The following is a 20,901-nucleotide window of genomic DNA, read 5'->3' on the forward strand; positions in this document are numbered from 1 at the left end:
GTCAGCGCTTGAAGATGAAGGCCATCAGGTTCACCGGGGTGTTGAATGCGTATCGGAAATAGGCGACGTGGGCCTGAAGGTGATGCGTGCCCGGCCCGAGCACAAGCTGCGCGAAGAGGTTGGAGCCGGCCCCGAACTGGTAGCCAAACACGACTTGCCCCACGTACTGGTGGTCGTTGACGGCGGCAGCGGTCAAGGTCATGGTTCGCGTTGCGTCGTTGATGTCGCCCACTTGGCCGACGGCGACGACGTTGCTCGCGCCGAAGGAGGCGAACAGGGCGATGTTCCACACCTCGCCGCCCGGGATGCCGAAGATGATGTCGGCGTGGTTGTTGCCCGCTGCCTGGAGCGCGAACGTCACGGCACCCTGCACAATGTTGCCCGTGCTGATGACGTTGGGCTGCACGATGCTCATGACGCCGTTCACGACATTGAAGCCTGGCGCGTAGACGTTGCCGGCCGCGTCGACCTGAAAGTAGCGCCCGGTGTTCGCGTTGCCAAGCAGCAGCCCAGGCGGGCCCAGGTAGAAGCCGCCGCCGCCGTCACCGGGCCACTGGTAGCCGGCGAAGCTGCCGCCGCGCAAGCTGCCGGCGTACATGTCGCCCAGGACGCCGGTCAGCGCCTGGATGCTCGGCGTGCTGATCCCCTGGGGCGTGACGCGCGTGCCGATGCCGCTGGGGCTGTATTCGCTGAAAGCGGTTTGCGACGGCCTGGCAGCGCCGACGAAGGGCGCCACGATCATCCCGTAAGAGTCCGCCGAAGAGAGCGTCGTCTCCTTGACGATGCGCAGGCGCCCGGACGCGGCCGTGGGCGGCGCCACGCCGAAGTGGCCGATGCGCTTGAACAGGTCGAGGCGCTGCCCGCCCACGGCCTCCTGATTGTTCAGGATGCGGTTGTCGGCGGTGCGGCTGATGAGGTTGTTGCTGGCGTCGCGCCACTCGAAGTCGGTGTAGATCTGGCAGCGGTGCGCGCCGGCGTAGACGCTCGCCTCGTAGCGGCGCCCGGGGAAGACCGCAAACGGCGCTTGAATGAGCATGTAGCCGTTCGCGGTGGCCCCTCCGCTGTTGAAGCCGATGCCCTCCATCCCCGGGGGCACCCACGTGGGCAGGCTTGCGGTCAGCCGGTAGATGCGCTGCACGCTCTCGTTCGAGCCATATTCCCAGCCCGCGGGGACCGCGATGGCGCCGCCCGACTGGTCCACCATGGTCGAATTCGCCAGCAGGTTCGCGCCGGCGCCGACGTTGAGCTGCTGCGCGCTGACCGAGCCGCCCGGCAGATCCAGCGTGCCGTCCGCACCGAGCCGGAAGCCATTGCCGTTGCCGTCGTAGTTGGAGGACTGCACCGCCGTGGCGGTGATGAGGATGCCGCCCACCGAGCCGTTGCCGATGAAGGCCTGGCCGCGGAAGATGGCGTTGTTGAACTCAACATTGCCCAGGCCGTTGATGCGCCAGCCGCTCACGGCGGCGACGTAGCCGGTCGACTGAACGTATTGCCCGACAGCGATCGAGCCGGCAATGAGCTTGTCCGCGCTCACGTTGGCGATCTTCAGGTTGTCGATCGCGCCGTTTGCCACCTTCAGGTTGGTGATGGTGCCGTTCTGGATCCAGCCGTCGGAGAAGTAGACGCCCGCGGGCACCACCACGCCGCCCACCGTGATAGGCGCAGAGACGACGCTGAAGAGCGGCGCGCCGTCGGGCGCGGCATCGTTGGTCACATAGAACATGCCGGCGCGCACCGCGAACTTGGTGTACTGCGCGGCCGAATTCGTCGCGGCCTGGGTCAGGGCGTTGATGAGCGTGCGAACGTCCTGAGACGTGGTGGCCACCAGCCCATTGGTGCCGCCAGCGGGCGCGGCCGACTCCACGCCATCCTTGGTCATCCACTTTATCCACAGGTGGTAGGTGGTCGCGGGGTCCGTCGGGTAGGCGTGCACCGTGCCGGCGAAGCTGGTCAGCAGCACCGCATCCGAGAAGACCGGGACGGCCGGGCCCGTGCGCTTCACGCCGTAGACGTTGGTCACGCCGTGGCCGTGGCCCTCGGTGTAGATCTGCGGCGCGCACTCGATGAAGATGCTGCTGACCGCGGCGCTGACCTCGAAGCCGCTGGGCGTTGGCGGGGGCGTGAGGTCCGGCTCGTAGGTGACGCCGGGGATGATGACGTTGCCGCCGCCACCTGGTGACGTGATGATGGTGTTGATGCCGCCGATCGGGTTGCGGCTCTGCCCCATCAGGTAGGTCTTGCTGACGTCGATCAGGCCAGCGCTCGCCAGATCCCGCACGGTCACGCCGCGGTCGAGCTTGTCCCCCTGCAGGCCCATGTAGGTCTGCACGGCCTCGCGGATGCTGGCGACGATGTTGGCCGACGTGCCAGTCGGCAGGCTCTTGCGGGTGTCGGGCTTCATGCGTCGGCGAGCTCCCCGTAGCTGGTGGCGACGACAACCGACTGGACCGCGTTCACGCTCGACACCTCGAGCTGCCAGTCCGTGGCCAGGACATCGCCCGGCAGCCGAAAGGCTTTGCGGTTCTGCACGGTCTTCGTGTAGCGCAGCGTGGTCGCGTTGGGCGCGGTGAACACGCCAGGGCGCGCGTCGAGGCGCGCAGTCACCACGGCAGGGTCGAGGTTCTGCGCCTCCCAGTGCACGGTCACCGGGAAGGCATCGGCCAGCACGCGCGCGCCGGCGAAGCTCGCATCGCGGGTGCGCCACACCTTCGAGCGGAAGGTGGCGGTCAGGAGCGCGCCAGCGTCCCACTTCTTCACGCTGGTGCCGTCCAGCACATAGAGCGCGTCCTGCAACTCATCGAAGTACAGGGCGTCGTAGCCGAATTCCAGCCAATAGATGCCGGTCGGGTTGACCGGATCGATCATGAAGGCCTTCTTCACCCCGCCGACGACATAGCTACCAAGGTAGAAGCCCTCGTAGCTCGCGCCGATGAGCGTTTTCGGGTTGATGGCCTGCCAGTCGTCGCGGGTCATGATGCCTGCGGTGATGATCTTGGGCCCGCCGCCGCCGAAGTAGGCCAGCCCGTCCTCGCAGGCCCACACGACACCGTGACCCAGGCTCGCGACCGATCGCGGCGCTATGCAGGCCTCCGCGAACTCGAGCGGTTCCTCGGTGAGTGCATCGGGCGAGGATCCAGACACCAGCACCGGCCGCGCGGTGGTCAGCACCAGCAGCGCCTGCCCAAAGCGGCCCAGCGCCACGGCCGCCGCGTCGGGCGGCATCGTTTCGTAGGGGATCGGCCACGCATAGGGCTTGAAGGCCACGCAGTAGCGCACGGCTCCCTTCACGATGCCCGCGGCCATGCCGTTCCACATCGGCGTCAAGTAGGTCATGTCCGGGTCCGGCACCAGCCATCCGTCGGTCGGCAGCACTTCACCCAGGCTGCGGCCGTCGTCGGTGGTCGTCGTGAGCGTGCTCACGATTTCGCGCAGGAAGAAGAACTCGGTATCGCCGGCCTGCCCGGTCTGCGTGCGATAGATCCGGATGCGATTGATGCCGTAGGGCCCGGCCGGTGGCGCCGCCAGGGCGTCCACGGTCCACGTGGCATCGGTCTTGCCGCTCACAGGCAGCGAAACCGGGCTTGGCGCGCTCTCTTCGCCCTTGTCGGTCACGTAGGTGTAGACGTAGTAGCGAATCTCGATGTCCGTGGCCACGCCCGGAGTGAGAGCCACCAGCGTCGGGGGCGTGGTGGGCGCGGGCACGCCAAGGTAGCGCCACGCATTCGGATAGGGCGTGCCGGCGAGTGCGATCGTGTTGTCGGTCTGCTTCGGGATGCCGTCGCCGGTGTAGAAGGTGCGCTCGGTGGTGTCCTCGGTGATGAAGCCGCGCATGGCGTGCACGATGCCGGTCCACGAGAACCAGTAGTTCGCATCGCTCGCCACGTCGCGGCCCATGCGATAGATGGTCTGCCGGCCTGCGGGGACGGTCGCGACGGTCGCTGGCGCGCGCCACGGGCGCAGGTCGCCGCGGCCGGGCTTCTGGTTGAGGGACTGCACGCCCAGGGTGTCGGGCAGCAGCTTCGGATGCACGGCCTGATTGGCGCCGGCGAACGCTGCGAGGGTGAGCTGCATCGCTCAGTCCTCCTTGATCTTGAGGATGAATTCGTCCTCTAGCTGCCGCTCGCCCTCTGTGCTGGCGTGGATGGTGACCTTGTAGTCGTGCCCGTTGGTGCCGCCCGCCAGCCACACCTTCGCGCGCAGATCCGTGAAGGTCACGGCGCCCCTGATGAGCGCGGTGTTCGTCGGGTCGGTGATGCACTGCACCGCCGCGCTGGCAGCAACGATGCGATCGCCCACCGGCATGTCGTCAGAGTAGTCGACGTCGTAGTCCCAGGTTTCGCCGGGCTGCTTGCGCTGCTTGCCAAGAATGGCCATGTGCTCTCTCCTTAGCCGGTGCGGCGCATCACGCGCGAGCCGGCCGGTCGGTTCATCGTTCGATTGGTGGCCGGGCGCCGCATGACTCGCAGCAGCGCGGCCGGGGTGAGCGCGCCACCGGTGCCTGGCTGCTGCACCGCTTCGCCCACGCCATCCAGCAAGAGCTCGAGCACAGCCGTGGCGACAGCGGACAGGACCAGCGTGCCCAGCGCATCGGTGTCGGCGGCCGCTTCCATGTCGAAGGCGGACGAGACGATGGCGCTCGAAATCGCCTCGAGGTCTGCGCCGGCGCCGATCGCGCCAACGGCCGAGCCCACGGCGCCGCCATCGAAAAGCACGTCAGCGGCCGCTTCGACGCTGAAATCCGCCTCAGAGCTGGCGATCGAGTTGGACTCGAAGGAGGCTTGCAGGTCAGCGGTCGCGGCCCACACTGCAGAGAGGATCGAGCCGGACACAAAGGCGGTTGACGCGCCGCCGCTGACCGCGGCCACCGCGCTCGATACGGCGGTGGCGATGAAATCGCCGGTGAGCTGACCCGAGGACGTGGCGAGGTCGCCGCCCAGGATCTTGGCGCCATCACCCGCCAGCGTGCCGTCCGCGCTGATGGCACCCACTCCACCCAGCAGCTTCGCGCTCTCCATCGCCGCGCTGACGGCCGCGGTGATGGTCGCATCCGCCTCCACGATCGAGCCGCCTGCGGATGCTTTGAACGCGACGATGATGAGCGCTGCATTGCCACTGCTGGAGGTGTTCGTCCACTGCGAGGCGACATTTGCGGTGGAACTGACCAGCCGATACGCCAGGGCCGAGATCCAGAAGCTCGAGCTGTCGTTGATCTGCCCGAGCGCTGTGAAGTTGCCGGTGGTCTCGGTGAAGGGGTCGACACCGCCGTCGCCGTCGTGACCGACGAAGGTAAAAACAATCTCATCCGGCTGGGCCAGCGTGCCGGGGACGCCCGTGTCAATGTTCCAGGGTTGAGCGGTGCGCTCGACAGCGTTGCTCAGGTCGTAGGACGCTGCGAGCACGCCATTGACGGCGCCGAAGTGGATCGAGGGGTACTCGGTCCCGCCGCCGACGTTGACCGTGACGTAGTGGCCGGTGCCCCCCGTGCCGTTCTCGCACACGTAGAGCCAGGCGCAGGGTCCGCCGCGGGGCCGCTTTACCTTCTGGACGTAGGTGTTGCCGAAGTTGTCCGTGACAGAAGTGGGATCGGTCGAGTTGCCATAGAAGATCCACACCGCGAAGGTTTGACCCGTCGTGGTGTTCTTCGGGTCGTCCGACGTGTTGATCGTCGCGACGGCCGAAAGTCCCCTCTTCGCATACGCTGCGACCGAAGCGGCCATGCCCCAGGCCTTAAGCGGTCAGGACCGTGATGACGCTGGTCGACTTCACGCGCGGCGTGACGCCGTTCGCAACCACGATGTTCGGCGTCAGGGTGCCGCGCAGCAAGATCTTGGTCGCGCCGCTCGAGGCGATGCCCACCGAGACGTGCGTGACGGTGCCGCCCGCGCCCGCGGTCATCTCGCCGAAGTCGATGTTCGCGGCAGGGCTCGCGGTGTTGCTGGTGACGGTCCAGCCCACGGCCGTGCGCACGATCGCGACCCGCGCGTAGCCGGTGTAGGCGATTTCGTTGGTCGACTGGGTGCCACCGGCGCCAGGGTCGGCCGTGTGCAGCGCCAGGTATAGCGAGGTCAGCGGCGACGTGACCGCGTTGTCCGCGAGGTTGGCGATGGCCACTGCCTGAAGGATGAGCTTCAAGAGGTCATTCGCGAAAGTGGTGTTGAAGGACATGGGCAGCTCCCTTGGTGGTGGTCAGAAAAGGTGCGCTCGAGCGCGCGGGCGGATGGCCGCGTTGCCGCGCCACAGATCCGTCTTGATGCGGTCCATGCGGTTCATGAAGGAGGTCCGCTTGGCGTCGTCGCTGGTGAGCTCGGCCACGGCGCCGAGCGCGATGTCCTTCACGTAGCGCGCGAAGAGCACGTCATCGAGGCCAGTGGCGGTTTCGCCTGGCGTCACGCTGCAGCGCACCACCAGCGGCAGCCCGGCGCCGACGGCCTTGGTGAACGCGATGGCGCGGGCGTCGGGCGTGAAGAGGTAGCGATCGCACGTCGCCGCTTCACCCGGGCGCCACACCGGGTAGTCCTCGCCGTTGAACGTGGCGCTTTCGATGCGCACGAGCTCGGTGCCCTGCTCCAGCTCGAGGTCGTACTCGCGCACACCCTCCTGGGTGATGGTCGGGTCGAGCTCCACCACCCACGCGCGCGTGTAGCGGCAGAACTCTTGCGCGGCGCGCAGCACAGCGTGCTCGGCGATCGGCTCGGGCGTGGCGGGCGCGGAGAGGCGCACGTCGCGCAGGAAGCTGCTCCAGGCTTTCATTTGCGTGCGGGCCGCGTGGCCTTGTCGGATTCGGACTTGCCGGTGAGCGCGTGCATGAAGGTGGCGATCGCGTTGGCCGCGCGCTCGGCGTCCGGTGCCACGTCGCCGTCCTTAGCCCATGCGCGGTAGCACACGAAGTCGATCAGCGCGCTCTCGAAGAGCTCGGCGCTGACCAGATCCACGTCGGAATCGAGGGTCGTGCAGTCGGTTGGCACGACGGACTGCAGCAGGCGCACCTTCATGCCCGCGGTCGCAGGCGGATAGACCTCGAAGGCCTTGGGCGCGTTGTCGTCAAACATGTAGTGCTTGATCGCGGGGCCAGGGCGCGCGGAGTACCAGTCGGGGTCGAACTCGTTCATCTGGTCGCGCGGCACCAGCGTGATGGCGCGGCCGCCGACGTTGCGGATTACGTCGAGCACGCGCACGCCGATGGCGCCCAGCGTCTGCTCGACACCCGCGACCAGCGTGTGGTCGACGGTCGAGGATTTCGCATCGGGCCGGACGGCCACGATCTGAAGCTGGCCTCCGTTCAGCCAGCCCAGCAGCTCGGCGTCCGTCCACCGCACCTTGTCGGGGTCGTTCAGCAGGACGCGAGCCTGGGTGATGACGCGGGAGGCCTTCATCGCATCAGGCCGCGGCGGTGAGAGCCTTCGCGACCAGCAGGCGCAGCTCGCCCACCTTCACGCTGTTGCCCTTGGGGAGCTCGATGCCGTTCGCTTCGGCGAACTCGCGCACCTTCGGGCCGCTCATGGCGCCCAGGTCGATCGTCTCGCCGGCGCCGTTCGTCAGCACCAGCGGATTGGCTTCGGGAGCCGGTGCCGGCGCAGCAGCAGGGGCAGCAGCAGGCGCGGCCGCAGATTCGGCCTTGGCCTTTGCTTCCTCGGCAGCCACGATGAGCTTCGTGACCTCGCCTTCGATCAGGGCCTCGCGGTCGTCCTCGTCGTTGAGGTTCCACTCTTCGCGGTTCATGCCGCTGCGGGCGAAAGCCAGATCCACCACCTGGGCCTGCGTGTACTCGGTGCCCAGCACGTCGAAGGTCGGCGGCAGCGCTTCCGAGCCGATCAGAACCTTGTCGAATTCCTTGTCGGTGTCGTCATCGTCGTCGTCGTTGCCACCAGGCGGGACGGCGGGCGCGGCAGCAACCACGGGGGCAGCCACGGGCGCGGCCGGGGCCGGTGCAGGCACGCCCACGCCGGTGTATTCGATGTAGGCCTCGTGGATCGACAGCAGGCGCTCGACGGCGCGGTCGTCGGTGACCTCCGCGACCACGTGGCCGGCAGAGTTGGGCACGAAGGTGAGGTCAGCGCCGAACAGATTGACGACGGCCTTGTCGTTGCGGCGGTAGGCGTGGATTTGCATCTTGCAGTCCTGGGTGGGGGGGGTTGAGGTCAAGAAAAAGGGGGCCACACCGCTGCGGCCCCCTTGCACACGAACCGGGGCGGTGCGGCTTATCCGCGCAGATGCAAGACGACGGTCACCGTCTTGCCGGCGCCGGCGTAGGTCGCAAAGCCCGTGGTCACCTTCAGAGCGAGGCGGCGAGCCACGGTCTTGTCGGCGGCGAGCTGCGCGGCGCTCGAGGCGCGCGAAACCGAGCCGTTGGCGCCGCGGCCGAAGGTCAGGCCGGCCTCGTAGACGACACCCAGGTCGGTGCCGCCAGCGTTCTCGCTACCGAGCGAAAAGGCGTTGGTCGGCGCGCCGTTGCTGTCGAGCTGCGGCGCGAAGATGTCGAAGTCGACAAGATCCACGCCAGGCGGCAGGTCGAGCAGCTCGAGCAGGTCGTTGGCGACGGGCGCGGCCGCGGGCATCACGAGCGTGACGGCCACTTGCATGACCGAGGCGTCGACGGGTTGCGGAACCGACTTCTTGCCGGTCAGCACTTCGGAAAGAAACTTGGGCATCTTGTGCTCCTGAAAATGGGTGGGGTGAGGCTGTCGAGCCGATGCGACACCCCCGCTTGCGCGGGGGTGTCAGGTCATCAGGGGTTCGGGTCGACGTTGGCGGTGTCCATCGCGATGACACCGAAGTCGCGGACAGTCGCGCCGTCCTTGGACTTGTAGGTAGCCTTCTTCACACCCATGATCGAGTGCGTGCCGATGGCGACGGAGTTGCCGTGGTCCTTGGTTTCCTCGGTCCAGCGGTAGCGGGTGCCCGTCTCGTTGTCGCCGAAGGCCACGAGGGCAGCCTGCGAGCCCAGGAACAGGGCACGAGCCGCGTTCACGTTGGAGCCAGCGCCGTAGTCGCTGAAGCGGATCACGTTGCGGTGCTTGTGCAGCACGACATCGTTGTACATGCCGAGCGCGCCCGAGAAGATCGGGTTGCTCTTGCCTTCGGCAGCCGCTGCGGCCTTCTGGATGTCCAGCCAGCCACCGGTGCCAGCGTCCTGACGCATGCTGTCCGCTTGGAACGTGTGCATCAGGGCGATGTAGTGGTCGCCACCTTCGATCGACACCGGGATCATCGAGAGCTCGTCGGAGCCGTCGCCGCCCATCGTCTCGGCCTTCGCCACGGCCTTGTCGATCAGGCGCAGCTTGAAGGTGTCACCCACAACCAGCGAGGCCTTCGACGTGGCCGCGCCGCCGTACATCTGGTGCATGCTGTCCGGAGCGGTCGGCGCGTTCACCGAGAAGATCGGGTTGCCGGCGCTCCAGATCATGCCGCCGCCCGTGCCGCGCGAGCCCGAAAGGTAGATGAAGTAGAGCTCGTCCTGCAGGCGCTTCCACCAGTCGGTGGACACGCGCTTGGCATCCTGGCGCAGGTTGCGCAGGGTGCGCTTCTTGGTCATGCGCGAGCCGAGGTCGGCACCACCGCGAACTTGGTCGATGCGCAGGCGGTCGGTGAAGTACTTCAGCGCCTGCTCTTTGCCGTCGAGGACTTCATCGCCCACCAACGGCTCCATGTTCATGGGCATGAGCAGGTCGACCGTGACCTCATCACCCGCGCCGGACTCGAGGTCGTCAATGCGCTGGATGGGGAGGCGGGCATCCTTGCCTTCGCCGACGAACTTCTTGGACCAGTAGGACGCTTTGTTGATGGCGACAGCCATCAACGAGGCCCACTTCTTGACTGCTTGAGGGTCGTTGACCCCGATCAAGGTACGCACGTGACACGCTCCTTGCCGACTCTGCGGCGTAGGTAGCGCGTCTTGCGCATAAACCTGGGACAACCCCCAGTGGCTGGGCCTGCTCCCGACTCAATGCGTCTGCGGGCCCGACATCGAGAAGCCTATAACAGACTTCTCGGAAATCAACACCCCTCGGAGGGGCGCTGCAACACTTTCGCGGCTACACGCAGCGGAATTGAATCTCTGCGGATGCGTAGGTGCCGATGCCCGCGCCCTGCGAGCTCGAGCTCACGGGATCGACCTTCTTGCCCTGCTTGCCGCAGAACTCCGCGGCCTCGCGGAACAGGTCGGCCTTCACTTCCCCGCCGTTGTACGTGAGCATGCTGCCGAGCTTCGAGCTCATGTAGATCCCGTTGCCGATGGGCTGCACGCCCGTGGTGCCGCAGCCCGCGAGGGCGATCACGCCGAGCACTGCGGCAAGTAGCGTCTTCTTCATGTCTTCTCCTGTGAGCGCGCCACCAGCGGCGCGCGCCGATTATGGCGGCGCCAATGGTGGCCTTGCACTCACATAGCGGGAAACATCGGTATGGGCTTGTCCGGCTCGTCGTTGGCTGACACGCGCGGTTTGTCGACCGTAGCGCCCTCCGTGAGGGTCCAAGACGGGAGGCCAAAGAGCTACGGCAGAATGCGGCCACGGGCTGCCAGTGGTGGACCAGCCCTGTTCGCGACCAATCTTCAAATCAAGACGCAGAACCATCAAATGCCTCAGCTACGTCAGCTTGTTCCTGATGCCCACGCGCTACTTCAACTGCATCCAGCGGACCTGGGTGGGTACATGTTGGAAGTTCTTCTGTCACTCAGACCAATGGAGCGCGGTCAATGGAACCGCCGCAACTTTTGCATGCAGGCAAGCCGGGACTACGGGAACGAGCACGGCCAGAACAGCGGAGTTGCAGCCGCGTGCGCTGAGGCGTGGTCGTGGCTGGAGTCGAGCTGGCTCATTTGCCGACATCCTGAGCAGGACAACGACTGGTATATCTCAACCCGAAAGGGTGAAGAACTCCGAGGCCACGCGAACGTCCGGTCAATGCTGGCTGCTCAGGAACTTCCTCAACACTTTCTTCACGCAGCCCTTATAAGGGATGTGCTACCCCTGTTCCTTCAGGGGCGCTATGACCTAGCGGTTTTTGAAGCGTTCCACTTGCTAGAAATTGCCATCCGCGACGCCGCAGGACTGGGCGCGGAGTTAATCGGCACGAATTTGGCCGCGCGAGCATTTCATCCGCAGAACGGAGAGCTCGCAGACCTGCAAGCCGAAGCGGGAGAACGGCAGGCACTGATGAACCTCATGACGGGGGCGCTTGGCAGCTACAAGAACCCTCAGAGCCACCGACATGTCGGCTTGGAGGCCGCAGAAGCAAGGGAGATGATTCTGCTGGCGTCTCACCTCCTGACGATTGTCGACGCTCGCCGCCAACGTCCGTGAGCGGCCGATTCAACGTGTCCTAACTGGCAAGATGCGGCCAGAATTCCGTCGATGCCTGCCATTGGAGGCGCGCGCACTAGGCTCCCGGGCCGTCACTTAGGGGTAGAGGGTTCAATATGTCAACGGAATCGGAACTCGAGACCAATTGCCAAATTGCTGATGCCAAACTAGGCGTCGCGGAATCTCTCGGCTGGTCGACTGCAAGCTTCGCTGCACTGGCGGCCTATCTCTACTCAAACTCCTGGCTCATTGCGTTGGGCGTTGGAGTCGTGGCTTACGTCTTAGCCACACACTGGTACAAGAAGGAACACGCACTCGCATGGGATGCTTATGAGCGAGCAACCGGGAGCGGCAAATACTACAGGCCCAAAATGGATGACGACACTACGTAGTCGAACCACAAGGGGCACACAATCGCCTGAACCCGGCCAAGACCAAGCATTCAGCATATGCAATGATGCAGCGCCGGCGCAGGCCTTATACCGGCCCAATCATTCACCAGGTGAGAGGTTCCATGTCATCCGAATATCTGAAGTTCAAGTGCGACGTTTGCGGGCACGAGTATCTTCACGGACCACATCGATACGAAGGGCACAAGCTTTTCCTGTACGGTGGCGCTTTCGCGTGCGATCCCTGCTGGAAAGGCAACCATGACGGATGGGCTCCGCACCACGAATCCCTGCTCCTTGCGCTGCTCAACGAGAAGAAAGTGCCTGTCCCGCCACGCCTGAAGAGTGGCCTTCTCCCGCGAGACTGAGGCTGCCCATGAGACGAACAAAAACCCAAGCGCCGCCGCAAGAGGTTTCCGTCGAAGTTGACGGAAAGGTCTATGCAGGGTCGTACACCGTGTCGTCCAAGGTGGTAACAGTGAGCACGGGGTACGATAGCGCATCTACTCAGGTCGGCGGATCGACGGCAAGTAACGTCGCCCGTAACTTGCTGTTGGAAATCGTTCGCGCTGCGAGGTTACGCGGTGAGTTGTCTTGAACCCCATTCCTGCGTCAGACCATGACACCCTGGCCGCCCGGTGCGCGCGTCAGCATGTTGCACCGGTCCGCCAGGGTGCCATGCCTGGCGGGGTCGGCTCAGCTCAAACGTTGCAGGTCTGGTTTCAACAAGCTCGAAAGACCGTAATGGGACCAGAGCTGCCCTACGCCCTATCTCGATAGCCGACGTTCACGTTGCACCTGCCGAAGGCAACAGCCCGTCCCTCGGCTCATCGTTGGCCGACACACGCGGCTTGTCAACCACCACATCCTGGGCCAACGTGAGGCGCAGGCGGGCAGTCTTCGGCGAATTGCCATCCAGGCCGAGCACGATGCGCCCGTTGTCGAAGGACAGGTGCTCGCCGATGCGCAGGTTGCGGATGAGGGTCGACATGCGGCTCATGCGTCGAGGTATCGCTCTTGCTGCTCAGGGGTGAGCTTCGCCAGGGCGCGCTCCATCTCTGCTCGGTCGGTGATGCCCTCGAGGTGGGCGAACTCGCTGGTGATGCGCGCATCGCCGGCCACGGGCACCGCGGCGAGGGTCGGCGGGAGCTTCGAGCGATCGGGGGCCGGGCGCGGTCCTGGGGCCTTCGTCGTGGTCGTTGCGGCCGGCGCCGGCGCAGGAGCTGCAGCAGCGGCCTTGCCGTGACGGCGCAGCATCAGTGCCTTGGCCTCGTCCAGCGCGCGTTTGCTGGCCGCGAGGTTGCCCGGCGCGTCGGAGAGGCCATCCTCTTCCGCCTCCTGGGCGAACAGGCGCACGGCGCGGTCGAACTCGCTCTTGAGCTTCTCGTCGCCCTTGCAGTCGAGGCCCGCGGCCTTGAGCTCCTTCTGCGTGTCGCGCAGATCCGCGTTGTAGTCGCGCATCATGCCGGCGCGGTCGATGCTCACGGCGGCTTGGTCGGAAGCTTCGGCACGCAGCAGGGCGTCGAGCTTGTCCTGCACGCGGTCTTCGACTGCCTGGTACTCGGCCTGGGTCGTCTCGCCATCCAGCAACTTCTGCATGGCCTCTGCCTTCTCGGCACGCAGGGCCTTGCGCTGATCGTCGATGTCGGCCGGCGTGGAGCGATGCGGGGGTGCGTCCGGCTCGAGCTCTTCCTCGGTCGGCTGCTCGGTAGTGGGCTTCTCGCCCTCCTTCTGCGTGGCCGGCGCAGCAGCCGGAGCGGCGGCAGCAGCCGCGGCAGCCGCCTCGTCGTCCGGATCTTCCACGCCGTCGCCGGGCACCACTGCGGCCTTGGCCGGCGCTGCGTCGTCGCGCGGCGCGGGCTGGCCGAGCTCGCGGGCGATATCGCCGTCGGTGTCGTCGGCCTCGGCAGCCAGCAGGGTTTCACGTTCGACGGCGCTCAGGCCGCGGAGGTCATCTTCAGAAATCGCCATCTTGGGCTCCTATGTTGATTGGGGGAATGGGGGCATCGCGACCTATGCGCGGCCCTTGCGCTCGGCCTTGCGGCGGTCGACCTCTGCGTTCCAGCGCGCGATGTCGGCGTTGCTCGGCTTGTGGCGCTGCACCGGGTCGATGCGGCGCCGGGTCGTGTGCGAGCCACGGGTGAAGCCAGCCGAGGGCTGCATGCTCGAGGTAGCGACGGCAGCAATCGCCGCCGCTGCCAGCATGACGGAGAGGCGGCTCGACTTCACTGCCGGTCCTCGTACTGGCTTGCGGCGATGTCCACGCGCGCTTGATCGGAGATGGCCTGCTCGTGCAGGCGCTGCTTCAGGAGGTAGCCCTCCAGATCCCAAATCTTCGCCTTCGCGTTGGCGTATGCCAGGCGCTGACCGATGGCCGGGTCGAAGTTGGCCGGGCTGGCGCACGCGCTCTGGCCGGTGATGGTGAAGCCGTTCTTCAGCACCAGCACGCAGAATGTCAGTAGCCAAAGCGGGTGGTTATCGATCAAGGGCACTTCATCGGCCCCATGCACGCCGTCGGCAGCCGTGAAGTAGTACTCCGCGACGATCACGGCATCCAGGCCTGGGGCGGTGACACGCGGCGCGACGGCCTTGGCGGCGAGCTCCTGCTCGGTGACGGGCTGGGGAGCGCGCTCGAGGTCGTAGGTGGCGGCGAAGATGTCCGGCTTGCACGGGTACAGCTCGCCCTTCACGCCCGTGATGATGAAGTCGCCAGGGCAGACGATGTGCCCGCCTTCCAGCGTGTCAATCCAGCCGTGCTCGTGCATGCGCACGCCGCAGTGCTTGCACGCCGATTCGCCGGACACGTCGGGGTGCCGGAAGTAGCGCACCACGGAGCCCTCCCAGCCGTTGGCCTTGCGCTCGGCGCCGGTGAAAGTGCGCAGTTCGCCTCCTTCGAGGCCCTGCTGGTCATCGGCGTAGTCGCTGGGGTGGTCGCCGTTCTTGAACCACTGGGTTGCGGCGATCACGACGGCCTTCTTGCGGTACGCGCTCACAGGACCACCACCCAGTCTTCAGCCAGGCAGTCGTTGACGCCCGGCACCCAGGTGCTGACCGGGCCCTCCACCGTCTTGATCGCGAGATAGGCGTTGTAGGGAACCATCGAGCCCTCGCCGAAGTGCTCCTTGGCGGCGCCGGTCTGCACCGGATAGGACGCGGGCGGCACGTAGTAGACGAACATGCCCTTGCCGTTCCAGCCCAGGCGCGTGACGCGCTTCCCCGCCTTCAGCAGCGCGATCGCCCGGCCGAAAGTGAGGTCGCCAAGGCGGTCCACCGTGCCGTCGCCGCAGTACAGGTTGCCCGGCGCAGAGCCCAGCATGCTGAGTGACATGGTGCTGATCCCGTCGGGGCGCAGCTCAGCGGTCGGCATGAGCTCGATGGGGCCGGGCTTCAGCAGCTCGCCGAGAGCGGTGGCTACCAGCGCCTTGATGTCGTCCGGCTTCGAGGCTTGGCCCTTCTGGTAAGGCATCCACTGGGCGTAGCGGCCGTGTGCGGGCACGGCGTCGTCGTCCTGCAGCAGGGCCACGCTGGTGAACGCATGGTGATTGCCGGCGTGGTCGGTCACGTCGAGATTCACCATGCGCTCGCTCCACACGAACACGATGCCCGCATCCATCGGCTGGCTCTCGTCGATGCACACGAAGCCGGCTTGCGCCGAGTTGGTGGGCGGTCGGAACCACACACGGCGTCCGATGGTGGGGATGATGACCTTGTTTTCGCTCATGGCGTCTTGCCTTTCGGGTGTCACTGCGGGGGAAGTGCGGCCGGGTCAATGGCTGCGGGTGGGGGCGCGTTGTCGGCGCCGGTCTGCGTCTCCATGCCGCCCTGCGCGCCTTCGAGCGGGCTGGGGGCCATGGGGTCGGGTGGTGCGCCGTCGGTCGGGCCGGGCGCGGGAAGCTGCGGGGGCGTGATGGCGCTCGCCATGGCCTCCGAGGCAGGGATGCCGCCAGGGTTCTTGTCCTCGAGGCCTGCGCTCTTCGAGATTTCGTCGGCTGCCGGCACCACGCCAGGCACCTGGGCCACGATCTGAGCGGCCTGCAGCGCGCTGTACATGGACTCGACGCGCTTGAGCACGCTCTCGACGTCCATCTTGCTCATCTGCGCGCGCACGAGGTCGATATCGGCCTGGATCTTCCCGAGCGTGGCCTTGGCCGTGTCGGTGGCGAGCTGCTCCTGCTCCTGCTGCTTCTTGATCGTGGCCTCTTCGATGGCCTTCTCTTCCGGCGTCGGCGGCTTGCTCGGGTCGCGCTGGCCATTGAGCTTGCGAATGCGCGCCACCCACTCGTCTTTGTCCTTCAGATCCGCCGTTTCGACGATCAGGTCCAGCACGTTGAGCACCACCTGGGGCGCGAACTGGGCGATCTTTCCGAGTAGGTCAAACATCTGCTCGAGCGCGGCCTGCGCCATCGATGCGCGGTAGTCCTGCGTGTCGATGTGGAAGTCCGCCTCGCGCGCGGTCACGTCGTCGAGGATCTGGCCGGTGCCGGGGTCGAAGCGGTTGATGGTCAGCCACTCGATGGGCTTGCGCGTGCCCACGATGCGGATGGCCTTCTCTTCGGTGTAGAACTGCTCGATATGCGAGAGGCGCAGCCGGCCGGCCTGGCGCTTCGCCAGCAGGTAGTTGTCGAAGAGCTCGCCGGTGGTGAGGCTGCCCTGGTCCTGCTTCAGGCCGATGGCCTTGCCGGACTGCGCGTTGGTGTCCTGGCCCAGGTTCTCGTTGGTCACGCCGCCTACGTTGCGCAGCAGTTGGCTGTCCTGCGCCGCCAGCTCGAGATTGCCCTGGTAGTCGCCCACCGGCTTCTCGAATTTCAGATCCTTGCCGACGTTCTTGACGATGATGCCGTCGGGTCGCGCCGCCTCCACGCGCACGTCCTCGATGTCGTCCACCGCGCCGTGGTCCATGACGATGCGGTTGGAGCTCAGGGCATACAGCGCCTTCGAGCGGCGCTTGTTCAGGTCGTCCTGAATGTCGCGCATGCCGCGCATCGGCCCGTAGGCGAGGCCATCGCGCGCGCGGCGGTAGGCATACACGGGCACCAGCAGGAAGCGGCCGTGCCGGAAGGGGCTCGCCATGTCGATCAGCGGCGCCGCCTTCGTGGCGATCATCACGCGCATGCGCATCTTGACCGCCTCGTAGATCGGCGTGTTGTCCTGCAGCGCCTGCGCGTGAGTCGGGTCGGCCGGGTTCACGACCTTGCCCTGGAGCTTGGTCGCGGCGAACACCTTGACGCGCTGGGGCACCTTGTACCAGCACTCGAGCAGCTCAACGCTGCGCCGGCGCGCATAGTCGAAGTAGCCGTTGCGCGCCATGTAGGCCGCGCGATCACCGAAGCCGTTCAGGTTCTCGCCCGCCCACTCCGTCTCGCTGGCGCCGGTGAGCTTGCGGCCCATGTACCAGATGTCATCGCCCTCCTGGTCCTCGTCCATGCGGCCGGCCATGGCGCGGAGATGGGCCTCGTGCTTGGGCAACAGCGCAATCGCATAGTCGAGGTCGATGACGCGGCGCCGGAACAGGTAGCGCGCATCCACGTTCATGTCGATGTTGCGGCTGTGGCTATCGCGGTAGACGTTGCGCCAGTCCTCCATGCCCGAGTAGATGATTTCCTGCTCGGGGTCCGGGTTGATGCCCTCTTCCATCCACGACAGGCCAGCAGTGGAGGCCTGCTTGAAGCACTTCGAGTGGTGCCACTGCGTGAGGTTGGCGTCGTCGGTGAACTTGATGAGCTTGGTTTTCAGCTCGGCGCCCTGCTCGTCGTCCTGCTCGCGCGGCAGCACCTTGTAGTCCTTGCGCATGCGCTTCTCGGTGCCGGAAATCCAGTCGATGGTCTGCCGGGCTTCGTTGAACACGAGCGGCGCCTGACCGCGGTCCATGAGCGCGCGTGCGTCCTCCGGGCGCCACTGCAGATGGTCGTAGTAGTCCTCATCGATCTGCATCTGGATGCGCTCTTCAGCCTGGCGCTCCGCTTCGTACTCCAGCAGGTCCATGAGCACGTGGTGGCGGTGCTGCGAGCCGGCGTCGGGCGTGCCGTCCTGCGGGCTCGCGGCCTTTATCGACTGGGTGAGGCTGTCGCCCTCGCCGCGGGCTTGGCCTTCGGCGGGGGGAGCGGAGACGGTGCTGGAAAGATCGTCAAACATCAGATGACCTCGCTGTGCAGCGTCTTGCCGTTGTTGCGCGCCGTGACCTCGATACCGAGGCGGTGGCGCTTGATTTCGAGCGCGGGGGGCTGCTCGAGCGGCATGAGGATCAGGTCGGGCATGGCCTCGATGACCAGATCCATCATTCGGTGCTGGGCTTGGCGGTCGTTCTTGTCGAAGCCCAGCGTTTCGCAGGCATCGCAGACGCCGCGGAAGAAGTGGAAGGTGGGCTTTCCGTCCCGGGCGCCGTACAGGTAGGCGTAGCGCTGCGGGATCACGTGCGCGCCCACCTCGAGGCGCCGGAAGGCGTGGTGCAGCACCATGCAGGGGATGGGCCCGTCCTCGGGGAAGTTGGGGTCATGGGCTTGCAGGTCGAGCCACTGCAGGCTGCACACCATGTCGCCCTTGGTGTACTGGCGCCAGGCGCGCTGGCCGCTCAGGTCGACATAGGGCGTGCCGCGCGGGCCGAGAAGGGAAACGTCGCTCATGTGGTGCACTCCTTGGTGGTCAAACGGGCAGTGCCCAGCCGGGGAAGAGGCGGTTGTGGGTCAGCTTCCACGCGAGGGCTTCGCGGCGGCGCTGCTCCTGCTCGTTGGCCTCGTGCCGGCGCTGCTCCGCGTCGACCGGGATAGGCGGCATGGGCAGGCGCAGCACGACGGGGCGCTCTGCAAAGCTGGGAGGGGTCACGGCGGGCTCGCCGCGGAGGTGTTGCTCGAAGTAGTTCACGGTCATGTCATCGGCTTCCTGGGGGTCACGCCGTCCTCCATGAGCCGCTGCGCATGGCATCGCGCGGGCGCGGCTTCACGCGAGCGAGCTGCACGCCCGTCTTCACGAGGTAGCGGGTTGCGTCCATCAAGTGGTCGCGCTCTTTGACGATCCGGCCCTTGTCGTCGCGGCGGTAGATCCGGTATTCGTCGATCCAATTCCGGCAGGACTGGAACACCTTCAGCCGGCCGGTTGACATGCGCTCCCAAACGTCGTAGAGGCCTGACTCGACGCCGTTGTCGGCCATCGCGATGTGCAGGCCCAGGTCGGTATACGACTGGAAGAGTTGCTCGCCGTCCTTCTGCTGCCGGCCGCGGCTTGCGGGGTCGATGGCGCCGTGGATCCAGTCGCCACGTGCCTTGATGCCGGCCACGTGCACGCTGGGCTCGGCGTGGGCACGGTAGTGCTCGCTGTAGAGGTACAGCACGTCCGCCTCGCGGTTGAGCGCACCCCAAATGGCTGCCGTGCGGTTCCAGCCCACGTCGAAGCCATACGCTCGAGGCCAGTAGTCCGGCAGCACCATGTCCGGAATCACGATGTCGGACTCGGGCACCGGGTAGATGGCGCCAGATCCGAGCGCGGGAATGCCCTTCGTGCGCGCGTCCCGCTGGTGGGGCATGAGCTTCGACAGCAGCTTGGCCTTCGCTACCTCCGAAAGGTGGGGCACGTCGTCCCACCCGCACTGGATCACGTCGCGGCTGATGGCCGGCTTGTCGGGGTCGTTGCTGGTCAGCGCCTGAACGAGCGTCGTGAGCCCGTTCAGCGGCGTGAAGGTCAGCATGGAAATGCCGCCCGTGGTCAACAGGCGGACCTGCCCCTCTTCGTACACGTCCTCCGGGCACTCTTCGTCCGGCCAGAACACGTCGAGCTCGAAGCCCTGGAAGATCTTGCGGCCCTGCACGTAGCTGCGCAGCCAGAGCTCGCTGTTCTCGCCGCTGACGTGCTTGACGGTGATCTTCTCGACGGCGCCAGGCACGCCCATGCGCTTCGTCCAGCCGACGATGCAATCCCCGGGGATCAGGCCGGTGCCGTAGAGCGTCTCGTCGGTCGTGCCGCCGAGCATCTTGTCCTGAATGATGTCCCGCGTGGTGTCGTGCGTGTCGCCGCTGGCCAGGGCGCGGATTGCCCGGGTGAAGCGGCGGCCGCGCCACCAGTGCGGATACCTGCCCGTCAGGTGATAGGAGAGCTCGGTGCCGGCCGCAACGGTCTTGCCGACGCGGTTACCGGCCATGAAGACGCGCTCATCGTTGATCGCGCCCGACAGGAAGAACTCGAGGTGTCGCGGGTAGAGCTCGCGGCGAAGCGGGCCCGTGTCCGGAAACATCGTTTCAATCAGGCGCGTCTTGCGCCGGCGCTCGAGCTCATCGATCAGGCCGGTGAGCTGCAGGCGCTGGTCGGGCGTCAGCGTCGTGAGGTCGAATACGCCGCGCTGCGGCGTCGGAGCGGCCAGGCTAAGCATCGTCGCTCGGCCCCTGCTGCTGCGGCGTGACGCTGGTCACGTGCACACCGAACGCGGCCAGGCGCTCGATGAGTTGCTCGTCGCTCATGGTCTTGTGGTTGACCGTGCCGCCCAGCTCGATCTTGTCCCCGTAGATGCGCGGCTTGAGCTTCGAGGCGGTCCACTTCCGGGCGTCCACGCGCAGCTTGTTGCGGGCCACGGCAGTCGCATCGAGCACGAGCTCAACCCGGTTGCCCCGCGTCACCGCGACCACTTCCGCCTCGTCGCTGATGGCGATGATTTCGTCCGCGATCACGTCCGCCCGAGCCTCGCGCGCGTGCGCGTACATCTCAGAACGGGACGGGTCGGCGTTCACGAACCCCAAAAGCGTCGTGTAGTTGATCCCCCTCTCGTCGCAGAAAGCGGCCATGTGCCCGCCCTTGACGATGAAGGTGATGAAGTCGTCGTAGCTGGCCGGCATGTCAGCCTTGAACTGCGCCCACGGCGACAGCGGCTCGGGCTGCGGAATGACCATCAGAGCCCGCCCTGGTTCCGGCTTTCCTGGAACTTCGGGGGTCTGCTGCGGCTCCGCAGAGGCTGCTGGCTGTGGGGACGCCACTCGCCACTTCGTGGCTGGTGGCGTGGCTGGTGCCGGTGCTGGTGCCTTGGCTTTGCGGCTCTTCTTGGCGGGGGTGACAGGCTTCTTGGGGGATGGCTTGCCCTTCGGCTGGGGCAGTGCCTTTTTCTCGGTTTGAGCGGGGGACGGTTTCTTCTGTGGCAAAGAAAGCCCACCGGGGATTAGCCGGTGGGTGAAGGTGATGCCCGGTCGGCCGGCACATCACAGGAGACAACTCGCAAAACGCAGGCTGATTGCAGCAAT

22 protein-coding genes are annotated in these 20,901 nt (G+C 66.2%); 1 reads left to right on the forward strand and 21 read right to left on the reverse strand.

All coding sequences use genetic code 11. The features are described from left to right. Position 1: 1 nt before the first annotated feature. The 11 genes from ACSQ89_RS15660 to ACSQ89_RS15710 all read right to left on the reverse strand — a co-directional run bounded on the left by ACSQ89_RS15660 (position 2) and on the right by ACSQ89_RS15710 (position 10,307). A complete protein-coding gene (locus ACSQ89_RS15660; RefSeq protein WP_436296224.1) occupies positions 2 to 2,401 on the reverse strand; it encodes a phage tail tip fiber protein in 2,400 nt (799 codons plus the stop codon). Further along, positions 2,398 to 4,071, reverse strand: coding sequence for a hypothetical protein (locus tag ACSQ89_RS15665; RefSeq protein WP_436296225.1), 1,674 nt, complete (start codon positions 4,069 to 4,071; stop codon positions 2,398 to 2,400). The genes ACSQ89_RS15660 and ACSQ89_RS15665 overlap by 4 nt, the downstream gene beginning before the upstream one ends. Before the next feature lie 3 nt (positions 4,072 to 4,074). Next, entirely contained in the window at positions 4,075 to 4,374 is a 300-nt protein-coding gene (locus ACSQ89_RS15670) for a phage fiber-tail adaptor protein (protein WP_436296226.1), read from the reverse strand. A gap of 11 nt (positions 4,375 to 4,385) precedes the next feature. Next, a complete protein-coding gene (locus ACSQ89_RS15675; RefSeq protein WP_436296227.1) occupies positions 4,386 to 5,717 on the reverse strand; it encodes a hypothetical protein in 1,332 nt (443 codons plus the stop codon). Between the two features lie 10 nt (positions 5,718 to 5,727). After that, a complete protein-coding gene (locus ACSQ89_RS15680) occupies positions 5,728 to 6,165 on the reverse strand; it encodes a phage tail fiber protein (protein ID WP_436296228.1) in 438 nt (145 codons plus the stop codon). 21 nt (positions 6,166 to 6,186) lie between these two features. After that, positions 6,187 to 6,750 carry a hypothetical protein gene (locus tag ACSQ89_RS15685; protein ID WP_436296229.1) on the reverse strand — a complete coding sequence of 188 codons (564 nt, stop codon included), beginning with the start codon at positions 6,748 to 6,750 and terminating at the stop codon, positions 6,187 to 6,189. Continuing rightward, positions 6,747 to 7,373 carry a phage adaptor protein gene (locus ACSQ89_RS15690; RefSeq protein WP_436296230.1) on the reverse strand — a complete coding sequence of 209 codons (627 nt, stop codon included), beginning with the start codon at positions 7,371 to 7,373 and terminating at the stop codon, positions 6,747 to 6,749. The genes ACSQ89_RS15685 and ACSQ89_RS15690 overlap by 4 nt, the downstream gene beginning before the upstream one ends. A 4-nt stretch (positions 7,374 to 7,377) precedes the next feature. Next, entirely contained in the window at positions 7,378 to 8,109 is a 732-nt protein-coding gene (locus ACSQ89_RS15695) for a hypothetical protein (RefSeq protein WP_436296231.1), read from the reverse strand. Between the two features lie 89 nt (positions 8,110 to 8,198). Then, the gene (locus ACSQ89_RS15700; RefSeq protein WP_436296232.1) at positions 8,199 to 8,648 is read right to left on the reverse strand and encodes a hypothetical protein; all 450 of its coding nucleotides are present in this window, start codon (positions 8,646 to 8,648) and stop codon (positions 8,199 to 8,201) included. Positions 8,649 to 8,725: 77 nt separating this feature from the next. Beyond that, positions 8,726 to 9,850 (reverse strand): N4-gp56 family major capsid protein, encoded by a 1,125-nt coding sequence (locus ACSQ89_RS15705; RefSeq protein ID WP_436296233.1) that lies wholly within the window; start codon positions 9,848 to 9,850, stop codon positions 8,726 to 8,728. 181 nt (positions 9,851 to 10,031) lie between these two features. Next, positions 10,032 to 10,307 (reverse strand): hypothetical protein, encoded by a 276-nt coding sequence (locus tag ACSQ89_RS15710; protein WP_436296234.1) that lies wholly within the window; start codon positions 10,305 to 10,307, stop codon positions 10,032 to 10,034. Positions 10,308 to 10,571: 264 nt separating this feature from the next. On the opposite strand from ACSQ89_RS15710, the gene ACSQ89_RS15715 reads away from it, so the two are divergent. Continuing rightward, positions 10,572 to 11,297, forward strand: coding sequence for a TIGR02391 family protein (locus ACSQ89_RS15715; protein ID WP_436296235.1), 726 nt, complete (start codon positions 10,572 to 10,574; stop codon positions 11,295 to 11,297). A gap of 1,176 nt (positions 11,298 to 12,473) precedes the next feature. Here the strand turns inward: ACSQ89_RS15715 and ACSQ89_RS15720 are convergent. From ACSQ89_RS15720 to ACSQ89_RS15765, 10 genes are read right to left on the reverse strand one after another with little or no spacing between them, the layout of a single operon-like run. Next, positions 12,474 to 12,686, reverse strand: coding sequence for a hypothetical protein (locus ACSQ89_RS15720; RefSeq protein WP_436296236.1), 213 nt, complete (start codon positions 12,684 to 12,686; stop codon positions 12,474 to 12,476). Next, positions 12,683 to 13,657 carry a hypothetical protein gene (locus ACSQ89_RS15725; RefSeq protein ID WP_436296237.1) on the reverse strand — a complete coding sequence of 325 codons (975 nt, stop codon included), beginning with the start codon at positions 13,655 to 13,657 and terminating at the stop codon, positions 12,683 to 12,685. The genes ACSQ89_RS15720 and ACSQ89_RS15725 overlap by 4 nt, the downstream gene beginning before the upstream one ends. Before the next feature lie 42 nt (positions 13,658 to 13,699). Continuing rightward, entirely contained in the window at positions 13,700 to 13,915 is a 216-nt protein-coding gene (locus tag ACSQ89_RS15730) for a hypothetical protein (protein WP_436296238.1), read from the reverse strand. Next, on the reverse strand, positions 13,912 to 14,652 hold the full coding sequence (locus ACSQ89_RS15735) for a Gp49 family protein (RefSeq protein WP_436296239.1): 741 nt from the start codon (positions 14,650 to 14,652) through the stop codon (positions 13,912 to 13,914). Before ACSQ89_RS15735 ends, ACSQ89_RS15730 begins: the two co-directional genes overlap by 4 nt. Positions 14,653 to 14,675: 23 nt before the next feature. Continuing rightward, positions 14,676 to 15,407, reverse strand: coding sequence for a DUF2829 domain-containing protein (locus ACSQ89_RS15740; protein WP_436296240.1), 732 nt, complete (start codon positions 15,405 to 15,407; stop codon positions 14,676 to 14,678). 20 nt (positions 15,408 to 15,427) lie between these two features. Then, a complete protein-coding gene (locus ACSQ89_RS15745) occupies positions 15,428 to 17,818 on the reverse strand; it encodes a portal protein (RefSeq protein ID WP_436296241.1) in 2,391 nt (796 codons plus the stop codon). Then, positions 17,818 to 18,306 carry a hypothetical protein gene (locus ACSQ89_RS15750; RefSeq protein WP_436296242.1) on the reverse strand — a complete coding sequence of 163 codons (489 nt, stop codon included), beginning with the start codon at positions 18,304 to 18,306 and terminating at the stop codon, positions 17,818 to 17,820. Before ACSQ89_RS15750 ends, ACSQ89_RS15745 begins: the two co-directional genes overlap by 1 nt. Positions 18,307 to 18,325: 19 nt before the next feature. Beyond that, a complete protein-coding gene (locus tag ACSQ89_RS15755; protein ID WP_436296243.1) occupies positions 18,326 to 18,550 on the reverse strand; it encodes a hypothetical protein in 225 nt (74 codons plus the stop codon). Positions 18,551 to 18,569: 19 nt separating this feature from the next. Then, positions 18,570 to 20,042, reverse strand: a complete 1,473-nt coding sequence (locus ACSQ89_RS15760) for a terminase large subunit domain-containing protein (RefSeq protein WP_436296244.1) — start codon at positions 20,040 to 20,042, stop codon at positions 18,570 to 18,572. Next, on the reverse strand, positions 20,035 to 20,556 hold the full coding sequence (locus ACSQ89_RS15765; protein WP_436296245.1) for a hypothetical protein: 522 nt from the start codon (positions 20,554 to 20,556) through the stop codon (positions 20,035 to 20,037). The genes ACSQ89_RS15760 and ACSQ89_RS15765 overlap by 8 nt, the downstream gene beginning before the upstream one ends. Positions 20,557 to 20,901: the final 345 nt, after the last annotated feature.

This window comes from Variovorax sp. LjRoot175 (genome assembly GCF_964253805.1).
In the GTDB taxonomy this organism is placed as follows: domain Bacteria; phylum Pseudomonadota; class Gammaproteobacteria; order Burkholderiales; family Burkholderiaceae_C; genus Variovorax.